We start from the raw sequence: 10,425 nt of genomic DNA, 5'->3' as shown, positions 1-10,425 counted from the left end.
CCGTACTGGACGTACTTGGGCTTTCGGCCGGTGCGGCGAGAGTGCGTGCCGGGCACCGCGACGCCGCGGACCTCCGTCAGACACCCCCTAGCGCCGCCGCATGTCGGCCACCCTCGCGCGCTCGCGTTCGCCCGGGTCCGAGAGGGGCGAGGCGCTGCGGAGCTGGGCCGTCGGGCCGCCCCTGCGCTGGACCGGGAGGGGCGAGTCGCGGCGTGGGCGGCGGCCCGCCATGCCGTCGCCGCCGCCGGAGGCGATGCCGGCGCTGGCCACGGTGATCTGCACGCCCTGGTCCGCCAGCGCCTGCAGTTCCGTGGCGGCGCGGTCGTCGTGGGGCGGGGGCTCGTCCGTGACCAGGCGGGTCATCACGTCCGTCGGCACCGTCTGGAACATGGTGTCGGTGCCGAGCTTCGTGTGGTCCGCCAGGACGACCACCTCCGCGGCCGCCTGGACCAGCGCCCGGTCGACGCTCGCCGACAGCATGTTGGACGTCGACAGGCCGCGCTCGGCGGTCAGGCCGCTGCCCGACAGGAAGGCCCGGGACACCCGGAGCCCCTGGAGGGACTGCTCGGCCCCGCTGCCCACGAGGGCGTAGTTGGACCCGCGCAGCGTGCCGCCGGTCATCACCACCTCGACCCGGTTGGCATGGGCCAGCGCCTGGGCCACGAGGAGCGAATTCGTGACGACGGTCAGTCCGGGCACCCGGGCGAGCCGGCGGGCCAGCTCCTGGGTCGTGGTGCCCGCGCCGACGACGACGGCCTCGCCCTCTTCGACGAGGGAGGCCGCGACATCGGCGATGGCGGTCTTCTCCGCCGTCGCGAGATGGGACTTTTGCGGAAAGCCGGACTCCCGCGTGAAACCGCCCGGCAAGACCGCACCGCCGTGCCGGCGGTCGAGGAGTCCTTCTGCCTCCAGTGCCCGCACGTCCCGCCGTACGGTCACTTCGGAGGTCTGGACGACGCGGGCGAGCTCCCGGAGCGACACCGCTCCGTTGGCCCGCACCATTTCGAGGATCAATTGGCGACGTTCTGCAGCGAACACGAAACTGACAGTAACCCCAACGACCGTCTGCTTTCAGCTCCTTGCGCCGGAATACCGAAGTTGTCCATATGGCGGGGCGACTAGTGGTATACGCGGGCCGAGGCCTGGGTGAACATCCCGCCACGCGACGGCATGCCGCCCCAACCCCCTTGCGGGCCGGGGCGGTTGGGGGCCGATCAGGCCTCGCCGCCGGCCTTCCGCGTGTGCAGCTGGCGGGCCACCTCGGCGATCGAACCCGACAGGGAGGGGTACACGGTGAACGCGTTTGCGATCTGCTCGACCGTCAGGTTGTTGTCGACCGCGATCGAGATGGGGTGGATCAGCTCGCTCGCGCGCGGGGAGACCACCACGCCGCCCACCACGATCCCGGTGCCCGGGCGACAGAACAGCTTCACGAAGCCGTCCCGGATGCCCTGCATCTTGGCGCGCGGGTTGCGCAGCAGCGGCAGCTTCACGACGCGGGCGTCGATCTTGCCGGCGTCCACGTCGGCCTGGGTGTAGCCGACGGTCGCGATCTCGGGGTCGGTGAAGACGTTCGAGGACACCGTCTTGAGGTTCAGCGGGGCCACCGCGTCGCCCAGGAAGTGGTACATCGCGATGCGGCCCTGCATGGCCGCGACGGAGGCCAGCGCGAAGATGCCGGTGACGTCGCCCGCGGCGTAGACGCCGGGCGCGGACGTACGCGAGACCTTGTCGGTCCAGATGTGCCCGGAGTCCTTGAGCCGGACCCCGGACTCCTCCAGGTTCATGTCCTTGGTGTTCGGGATCGCGCCGACCGCCATCAGGCAGTGCGTACCGGTCAGCACCCGGCCGTCCGAGAGGGTGACCTCGACCCGGTCGCCGACGCGCTTGGCGGACTCGGCGCGGGAGCGGCCGATGACGTTCATGCCGCGGCGCCGGAACACGTCCTCCAGGACGGCGGCCGCGTCGGGGTCCTCGCCCGGCAGCACGCGGTCGCGGGAGGAGACGAGCGTGACGCGGGAACCGAGGGCCTGGTACGCGCCGGCGAACTCGGCGCCGGTGACGCCGGAGCCGACCACGATGAGCTCCTCGGGGAGCTCGTCCAGGTCGTAGACCTGCGTCCAGTTCAGGATGCGCTCGCCGTCGGGCTGGGCGTCCGGGATCTCGCGGGGGTGGCCGCCGGTCGCGATCAGCACGGCCTCGGCGGTCAGGATCGTCTCGGTGCCGTCGGCGGCGGTGACGATGACGTCACGGGTGCCGTCGATGCCCTGCGGGCCGCCGAGCTTGGCGCGGCCCCGTACGACGCGGGCGCCGGCCCGGGTCACGGAGGCGGTGATGTCGTGCGACTGGGCGAGGGCCAGGCGCTTGACGCGGCGGTTCACCTTGCCGAGGTCCACGCCCACGACGCGCGCGGCCTGCTCGATGTGCGGGGTGTCGTCCGCGACGACGATGCCGAGCTCCTCGTACGACGAGTCGAAGGTCGTCATGACCTCGGCGGTCGCGATGAGCGTCTTGGAGGGCACGCAGTCGGTCAGGACCGAGGCCCCGCCCAGGCCGTCGCAGTCCACGACGGTCACCTCCGCGCCGAGCTGGGCCCCCACCAGGGCCGCCTCATACCCGCCGGGTCCGCCGCCGATGATCACGATCCGGGTCACGAAAAGTCCGCCTCACGTCTACCCGGCCGGCTGCCGCCCCGGCCGGTGTTCCGGGGGGTCTCCCCGGGGGATGCATTCCGTGCCCCATTGTCCCGCACGCTTCAAGGTGCTTCGCGCACGGTCCCGCCATCCGGGACGGAGGCTCCGTGTACGGCCGGGAGCGCGGCCACGGCCGCCCCTCCCGTACCCTCGACCTCATGTCGCTCTACGCCGCGTACGCCGGCAACCTCGACCCGCGGCTGATGACGCGCCGCGCACCTCATTCGCCGCTGCGCGGCACGGGCTGGATCAACGACTGGCGGCTGACCTTCGGCGGCGAGCAGATGGGCTGGGAGGGCGCACTCGCGACGATCGTCGAAGCCCCGCGCCACCAGGTCTTCGTCGCCCTGTACGACATCGCGCCGCTCGACGAGGACTCGATGGACCGCTGGGAGGGCGTCGGGCTCGACATCTACCGCCGGATGCGGGTGCGCGTGCACACGCTGGACGGCGAGGAGGCGGCCTGGGTGTACGTCCTCAACGGCTACGAGGGCGGCCTGCCCTCGGCGCGCTACCTGGGCGAGATCGCCGACGCCGCCGAGTCCGCGGGCGCTCCGCACGACTACGTGATGGAACTGCGCAAGCGTCCCTGCTGAGCGGCTGCGGACCCGGGGCCCCTGCGGCGCTCCGGTCCCGCCCGGCCCGGCGGACCTGCCGGGGACGATTCGGCGGAAACGACAAGGCAACGATCCGAACACCGTGAGCTGTGCCATCTACGCGCGTAGGCAATGAGCGGCTACGCTCTTCCGCGTGAACGCATCTGTTACCGACCCCTTCGCCGCCGCCGACGCCGCAGCCGCCCGCCTCCGCGAGCTGACCGGCGTGGAATCCCACGATGTCGCCCTCGTCATGGGCTCCGGCTGGGCCCCCGCCGCAGAGGCGCTCGGCGCCCCCGAGGCCGAGTTCCCGGTCACCGAGCTGCCCGGCTTCCCGCCCCCCGCAGTCGAGGGCCACGGCGGCAAGATCCGCTCGTACAAGATCGGCGACAAGCGCGCGCTGCTCTTCCTCGGCCGGACCCACTACTACGAGGGCCGCGGCGTGGCCGCCGTCGCCCACGGCGTGCGCACCGCCGTCGCCGCCGGCTGCAAGACCGTCGTGCTGACCAACGGCTGCGGCGGTCTGCGCGAGGGCATGAAGCCCGGCCAGCCGGTCCTGATCAGCGACCACCTCAACCTCACGGCCACCTCGCCGATCGTCGGCGCGAACTTCGTGGACCTCACCGACCTGTACTCGCCGCGCCTGCGCGCGATGTGCAAGGACATCGACGAGACCCTCGAAGAGGGCGTCTACGTGCAGTTCCCCGGCCCGCACTACGAGACCCCGGCCGAGATCAACATGATCCGCGTCATGGGCGCCGACCTTGTCGGCATGTCCACCGTGCTCGAGGCCATCGCCGCGCGTGAGGCCGGCGCCGAGGTGCTGGGCATCTCCCTGGTCACCAACCTGGCGGCGGGCATCTCCGGCGAGCCCCTGAACCACGAAGAGGTGCTCCAGGCCGGCCGTGACTCGGCCGCGCGCATGGGCAAGCTGCTGACCCAGGTCCTCGCCCGCATCTGAGACGGCACAGGCACGGCCAGGGGAACCGGCACCGTACGAGAGACAAGGCGGAAGTAGTGCAGGAACAGGACGACCTGATCACCCGGGCCCAGGCCTGGCTGGCGGAGGACCCGGACCCGGAGACGGCGGCCGAGCTCGGCGCGCTCATCGAGGCGGGCGACACGGCGGAGCTCGCGGCCCGGTTCTCCGGCACCCTGCAGTTCGGCACCGCCGGGCTGCGCGGCGAGATCGGCGCGGGCCCGATGCGGATGAACCGCTCCGTGGTCATCCGGGCCGCGGCGGGCCTCGCGGCCTACCTGAAGGCCCAGGGCCACGACGGCGGCCTGGTCGTCGTCGGCTACGACGCGCGCTACAAGTCGGCCGACTTCGCCCGCGACACCGCGGCCGTGATGACCGGCGCCGGACTGCGCGCGGCCGTCCTGCCCCGCCCGCTGCCGACGCCCGTCCTCGCGTACGCCATAAGGCACCTGGGCGCCGTCGCCGGCGTCGAGGTGACCGCGAGCCACAACCCGCCCCGGGACAACGGCTACAAGGTCTACCTCGGTGACGGCTCGCAGATCGTCTCCCCGGCGGACACCGAGATCGCGGGGCACATCGCCCGCGTCGAGACGCTCGCCTCCGTGCCCCGCCCGGCGGACGGCTGGCTGCAGCTCGACGAGGAGGTCCTGGAGGCCTACCTGGCCCGTACGGACTCCGTCCTGAGCCCCGGGTCCCCCCGCGGCGTGCGGACCGTCTACACGGCCATGCACGGCGTCGGCAAGGACGTCGTCACGGCGGCCTTCGCCCGGCACGGCTTCCCGGAGCCGGTGCTCGTCGCCGAGCAGGCGGAGCCGGACCCGGCCTTCCCGACGGTGGCCTTCCCCAACCCGGAGGAGCCGGGCGCGATGGACCTGGCCTTCGCCAAGGCCGCCGAGGTCCGCCCCGACATCGTGATCGCCAACGACCCGGACGCGGACCGCTGCGCCGTGGCCGTCCCGGACGAGTCCGCCGGCTCCGGCTGGCGGATGCTGCGCGGTGACGAGGTGGGCGCGCTCCTGGCGGCGCACCTGGTGCACAAGGGCGCACAGGGCGTTTTCGCCGAGTCGATCGTCTCCTCCAGCCTCCTGGGCCGGATCGCGGAGGCGGCGGGCGTCGGCCACGAGGAGACCCTGACGGGCTTCAAGTGGATCGCCCGCGTCCAGGGGCTGCGCTACGGGTACGAGGAGGCGCTCGGCTACTGCGTGGATCCCGAGGGCGTCCGCGACAAGGACGGCGTCACCGCCGCCCTGCTCGTGGCCGAGCTGGCCTCGGAGCTCAAGGAGCAGGGCCGTACCCTGACCGACCTGCTGGACGACCTGGCGATGGCCCACGGGCTGCACGCCACCGACCAGCTGTCGGTCCGCGTCTCGGACCTGTCGGTCATCGCCTCGGCGATGGCCGCGCTGCGGGCGGAGCCGCCGGCCTCCCTCGCGGGGCTGCGGGTCGTCTCGGCGGAGGACCTGACCCGGGGCACGGAGTCGCTCCCGCCGACGGACGGCCTGCGGTACTACCTCGACGGGGCGTACAAGGCCCGCGTGATCGTGCGGCCGTCGGGCACGGAGCCGAAGCTGAAGTGCTACCTGGAGGTCGTGGTCCCGGTGACCGAGCCCGCCGACCTGGCGCCGGCCCGCGCGCGGGGCCAGGAGGTCCTGGACGCCATCAAGAAGGACCTCGCGGCCGCCGCAGGCATCTGATTTTTCCCTGCGCCCCTCGCACGGCTCGGCCCTGGCGGGCCTCCCCGGCTTCGGGCCGCTGCGCCGGACTCCGTCCGGCGGCCCGGCCGGGCGCCGTGGTCCCGGCGGCGCCGGTCCCGGTCCGCCGGTCCCGGTCCGCCGGTCCCCGGCCGGACCCGGCGGAGCCGGACGCCCGCCACCGCGCTGCCGTCGGCCCCCCGAGCTCCCGCTCGGGGGGCCGTCGCCGTCCCGCTGCCGCAGCCGCTGCCGCTGCCGCTGCCGCTGCCCGGGGCACTCCCCCCACCGCGCCAATGGCCGGGCCGCCGTCGGCGCTTACGACGGGGTGGGTGTGGGGCGGACGATTTCGCCCAGGGTCGGGACCGACTCCGGGCGGGAGCGGACCGCCTCCGTGCACTCCCACGCCCGCGGCGGATCCGCGTTCGGCCCGCCCAGGACCACCGGCCCCGGCCCCGCCGACACCGCCTCGCTGCCCGCCAGCGTGCACACGATCTGCGACAGCGCCACCGGCGGCAGATCCTCCGGCTTGCGGCTCAGCCGCACCGTGCCCGCCGGATCACCCGGCCGCGGCGCTCCCGCCGTGAGCCCCGTCGGCACGCCGGTCGTGAACCCGGCGTCCCGCTCCTCCCCGGACGGCGCCTTCTCCAGCACCTCCAGCAAGGCCTGCACGACCAGGACGACCGGATCCCGCAGAGGCCGCTTCTCCGGCACCGGAACGATCCGCTCCACGCCCACCAGCTGCGCTCCGCAGACCAGCTCCACCGTGGCCCGGAACCCCTGCACCCCGCCCTGCCCGCCCGGCTGCGCCGGGGTGTCGCACGACACCCGCGAGGGCGCCGCGCCCACGTCCACCGGCACGGTCGTCGCCCGGATCCCGCACCCGGGCAGGGCCGTCAGGGCCAGCACCGCCGAGCCCGCCGCCAGCGCACTGCGCGCCCTGCGCGTGCTACGCATCCTGGTCACCCGCGATCACCTTCCCCACGTCCACCGGAAGCCGCAGCGTGAACAGCGCACCGCCGCCGGGCCCGTTGGCGGCGGTGATGTCACCGCCGTGGATGTGCGCGTTCTCCACCGCGATCGACAGGCCCAGCCCGCTCCCGTCCGACTTCGGCCGCGAGGCACTCGCCTTGTAGAACCGGTCGAAGACGTGCGGCAGGACGTCCTGCGGGATGCCCGGTCCGTTGTCCTGCACCGCGATCACCAGCCACTCCCCCTCCACGACCACCTTCACCCGCACCGGCGAGCCGCCGTGCTTGAGGGCGTTGCCGATCAGGTTGGCCAGGATCACGTCGAGGCGGCGCGGGTCGAGCCGCGCCACGATGCCCCGCTCGGCGTCGAGTTCGACCGCGTCCAGCCAGGCCCGCGCGTCGATGCACGCCGTGACCTGGTCGGCGACGTCCACGTCGTCCAGGACCAGCCGGGCCGTTCCCGCGTCGAAGCGGGTGACCTCCATCAGGTTCTCCACCAGGTCGTTGAGGCGCCGCGTCTCGCTGACGACCAGCGCCACCGCCGGTGCGATCATCGGATCGAGGTCGTCGACCTCCTCCTCCAGCACCTCGGCGACCGCCGTCAGCGCCGTCAGCGGCGTGCGCAGTTCGTGCGACATGTCCGCGACGAAGCGCCGGCTCGACTCCTCCCGCGCGCTCATGTCGGCGACCTTCTTCTCCAGCGCCTCCGCCGTCTTGTTGAAGGTGTGCGCCAGGTCCGCGAGTTCGTCCGTCCCCGACACCTCGAGCCGGTGGTCCAGTTCGCCCTCGCCGAGCCGCCGCGCCGCGTCGCCCAGCCGCTGCACGGGCTTGAGCACCGTACGGGCCGCGGCCTGCGCCAGCAGCGCGGAGCCGAGCAGCGCCAGGCCCGTCGCGATCGTCAACGACCAGGCCAGCGCGTTCAGGTCGTCCCGCTCCTGGGCGAGCGACTTGTACATGTAGCCGGTGAGCCCGCCGCCCACGATGCGCGTCCCGCCGACCAGGTACGGATTGCCGCCGGGCTTCGTGCGCTGCCAGTACATGTGGTACTCGGCGTCGTTCGCAGCCGTCGTCTTCTGCCGGTCGTTGACCGCGTCCCGCAGGGACTTCGGTACGTCGCCCAGGCCGAAGGCGTCGGGACCGGCCGCCCCGGACACCTGGCCGTCCTTGCCCTCCTGGACCAGCAGCACGCTGTAGCCGGGGCTGCTGCCGGCCATCAGCTCCGCCGTGCGCTGGATCTCCGGCGCCGTCGGATCGGCGGGCAGCGCCGCGGCGCGGTTCTGCATCTCCTGCCGGAAGTCGCCGAGGGCCGCGTCCTGGGTGCGGGTGAGGACCGCCTCCCGGTTGAGCCAGTACGCGATCCCCGAAGCGGAGACCGCGGCCGTCAGCGCGACCAGGGCGAACACGATGAGGAGCCGCAGCCGCAGGCTGGTCCAGCGCCGGCCCGCGAGCAGCGCCGGGATCACTGCGGGGAGTCCAGGCGGTAGCCGACCCCGCGGACGGTCCGGATCAGGGTGGGCGAGGACGGTACGTCCTCGACCTTGGCGCGCAGCCGCTGCACGCAGGCGTCCACGAGCCGCGAGTCGCCGAGGTAGTCGTGCTCCCAGACGAGGCGGAGCAACTGCTGGCGGGAGAGCGCCTGTCCGGGACGGCGGCTCAGCTCCAGCAGCAGCCGCAGCTCGGTCGGGGTGAGCTGGAGGTCCTCGCCGTTCTTCGTCACCGTCATGGCGGCGCGGTCGATGACCAGGGAGCCGAAGCTCGCCGAATCACTGGACTCGCGCTCCCCGCGGCGCAGTACGGCCCGGATGCGGGCGTCGAGGACCCGCCCCTGGACGGGCTTGACCACGTAGTCGTCGGCACCGGACTCCAGGCCGACGACGACGTCGATGTCGTCGCTGCGCGCGGTGAGCAGGATGATCGGCAGCTGGTCGGTGCGGCGGATCCGCCGGCACACCTCGAAGCCGTCGATCCCGGGCAGCATCACGTCCAGCACGATCAGATCCGGCCGCTGCTCGCGCAGCAGTTTCAGGCCGTCCTCGCCCGTCGCCGCGGTGGCCACACGGTGGCCCTGGCGAGACAGGGAGAGTTCGAGGGCCGTGCGGATGGCGTCGTCGTCCTCGATCAGCAACAGGAAAGGCACGGGCTCATTCTGTCCCATCGGCAGTCGGGAGTTCGACCGGCAGGGGCAGCCGATCCGGCGGCGGTCTGCCGGAGGCCGCTGTGACAGGCCTGTGACAGTCGGCGGACACCCCGGTTAAGTCGGCCGGGCAGGCTTCTACCAACAACCGGAGCACAGCGACGGACCGAAGCAGACTCCACGACGGGGGGCGCGAGATGAACACGCTGCACAGCACCACCACCAGCGCGGTTGTCACGCGGCTGCACGATGTGAACCGCCGGGCGGGTGTCCGTAACGTCGCGGTAGCCCGGCCCCGGCCGGCACACGTCGTAGCCATTGACGCGAAGCAGTACCAGGCGGTTCCCGCACAGGGCGCCCCGTCCTCCACCTCCGAGGCGGAGTTCACGGCGTACGTCCAGGAGCGCCGGGCCGCCCTGTACGCGACGGCCTTCCACCTCACCGGCGACCGCCACGAGGCCGAGGACCTGCTGCAGAGCGCGCTGTTCTCCACGTACCGCGCCTGGGACCGGATCACCGACAAGGCGGCCGTGGGCGGGTACCTGCGCCGCACGATGACGAACCTGCACATCAGTGCGTGGCGCCGGCGCAAGCTGAACGAGTACCCGACGGAGGAACTGCCGGAGACGGCCTCGGACACCGACGCGATGCGCGGTACGGAGCTGCGCGCGGTGCTGTGGCAGGCGCTGGCCCGGATCCCGGAGCCGCAGCGCACGATGCTGGTGCTGCGCTACTACGAGGGCCGCACGGACCCGGAGATCGCGGAGATCCTCGGGATCAGCGTCGGCACGGTGAAGTCGAGCATCTGGCGCTCGCTGCGGCGCCTGCGCGAGGACGAGGCGCTGAGCTTCGGCGCCGACGAGGCGGAGTCCTTCGAGGAGCTCGTCGCCTGACAGACCAATGGCCGGGGGGCCGTCCTGCGGGGGTGGGGCGGTGGCCATGGGGGGGAAAGGGCGGGATCAGTCGGCCGGGGGTCCGACTGATCCCGCCCTTTCGCGTCCGCGGGTGCGGGCAGTCCCCTCGCGGATGCCGGGCTCCGACCGGACCGTTTCGGCTCCGCTGGGGCCTCCCGGGGCTCCGCCCCGTACCCCGCGCCTCAAACGCCGGCGGGGCTGGATGTGCCCGTGCGGCGCCGTTGCGGGGGCGCTGCCCCCGAGCCCCCGCGCCTCAAACGCCGGCGGGGCTGGAATTGCCTGCCAGGCTGCATCTGCCAAAACCCAGCCTCGCCGGCGTTGGAGGGGCGGGTACGGGGCGGAGCCCCAGTGGCGAGGGCTAGGGGGTGTCTGACGGAGGTCCGCGGCGTCGCGGTGCCCGGCACGCACTCTCGCCGCACCGGCCGAAAGCCCAAGTACGTCCAGTACGGG

At 73.1% G+C, this 10,425-nt stretch carries 9 protein-coding genes; 4 read left to right on the top strand and 5 right to left on the bottom strand.

Annotated features, from left to right (window positions below; translation table 11 throughout):
- Positions 1–87: 87 nt before the first annotated feature.
- Together AB0D44_RS33485 and AB0D44_RS33480 are read right to left on the bottom strand one after the other, a co-directional pair.
- A complete protein-coding gene (locus AB0D44_RS33485; protein WP_362598398.1) occupies positions 88–1,038 on the bottom strand; it encodes a DeoR/GlpR family DNA-binding transcription regulator in 951 nt (316 codons plus the stop codon).
- A 176-nt stretch (positions 1,039–1,214) separates the two neighbouring features.
- Positions 1,215–2,654, bottom strand: coding sequence for an NAD(P)H-quinone dehydrogenase (locus tag AB0D44_RS33480; RefSeq protein ID WP_362598395.1), 1,440 nt, complete (start codon positions 2,652–2,654; stop codon positions 1,215–1,217).
- 197 nt (positions 2,655–2,851) lie between these two features.
- On the opposite strand from AB0D44_RS33480, the gene AB0D44_RS33475 reads away from it, so the two are divergent.
- The 3 genes from AB0D44_RS33475 to AB0D44_RS33465 all read left to right on the top strand — a co-directional run bounded on the left by AB0D44_RS33475 (position 2,852) and on the right by AB0D44_RS33465 (position 5,962).
- Entirely contained in the window at positions 2,852–3,289 is a 438-nt protein-coding gene (locus AB0D44_RS33475; RefSeq protein ID WP_069921661.1) for a gamma-glutamylcyclotransferase, read from the top strand.
- Positions 3,290–3,443: 154 nt separating this feature from the next.
- The gene (locus tag AB0D44_RS33470; protein WP_362598392.1) at positions 3,444–4,250 is read left to right on the top strand and encodes a purine-nucleoside phosphorylase; all 807 of its coding nucleotides are present in this window, start codon (positions 3,444–3,446) and stop codon (positions 4,248–4,250) included.
- A gap of 56 nt (positions 4,251–4,306) precedes the next feature.
- A complete protein-coding gene (locus AB0D44_RS33465) occupies positions 4,307–5,962 on the top strand; it encodes a phospho-sugar mutase (RefSeq protein ID WP_362598389.1) in 1,656 nt (551 codons plus the stop codon).
- Positions 5,963–6,274: 312 nt separating this feature from the next.
- Here AB0D44_RS33465 and AB0D44_RS33460 read toward each other — a convergent pair whose 3' ends face one another.
- The 3 genes from AB0D44_RS33460 to afsQ1 are packed head-to-tail and all read right to left on the bottom strand — an operon-like array spanning position 6,275 to position 9,064.
- Positions 6,275–6,913, bottom strand: a complete 639-nt coding sequence (locus AB0D44_RS33460) for a hypothetical protein (protein WP_362598401.1) — start codon at positions 6,911–6,913, stop codon at positions 6,275–6,277.
- The gene (locus tag AB0D44_RS33455) at positions 6,906–8,390 is read right to left on the bottom strand and encodes a HAMP domain-containing sensor histidine kinase (RefSeq protein WP_362598387.1); all 1,485 of its coding nucleotides are present in this window, start codon (positions 8,388–8,390) and stop codon (positions 6,906–6,908) included. The genes AB0D44_RS33460 and AB0D44_RS33455 overlap by 8 nt, the downstream gene beginning before the upstream one ends.
- Positions 8,387–9,064 carry a two-component system response regulator AfsQ1 gene (gene afsQ1, locus AB0D44_RS33450; protein ID WP_063754818.1) on the bottom strand — a complete coding sequence of 226 codons (678 nt, stop codon included), beginning with the start codon at positions 9,062–9,064 and terminating at the stop codon, positions 8,387–8,389. The genes AB0D44_RS33455 and afsQ1 overlap by 4 nt, the downstream gene beginning before the upstream one ends.
- A 194-nt stretch (positions 9,065–9,258) precedes the next feature.
- On the opposite strand from afsQ1, the gene AB0D44_RS33445 reads away from it, so the two are divergent.
- Positions 9,259–9,954 carry a SigE family RNA polymerase sigma factor gene (locus AB0D44_RS33445; protein WP_362598384.1) on the top strand — a complete coding sequence of 232 codons (696 nt, stop codon included), beginning with the start codon at positions 9,259–9,261 and terminating at the stop codon, positions 9,952–9,954.
- The last annotated feature ends 471 nt before the right edge of the window (positions 9,955–10,425 follow it).

This window comes from Streptomyces sp. NPDC048349, from assembly GCF_040651925.1.
GTDB lineage: Bacteria > Actinomycetota > Actinomycetes > Streptomycetales > Streptomycetaceae > Streptomyces.
Note: the sequence above shows the minus strand (reverse complement) of the source record. Positions and strands in the feature narration are given on the sequence as shown.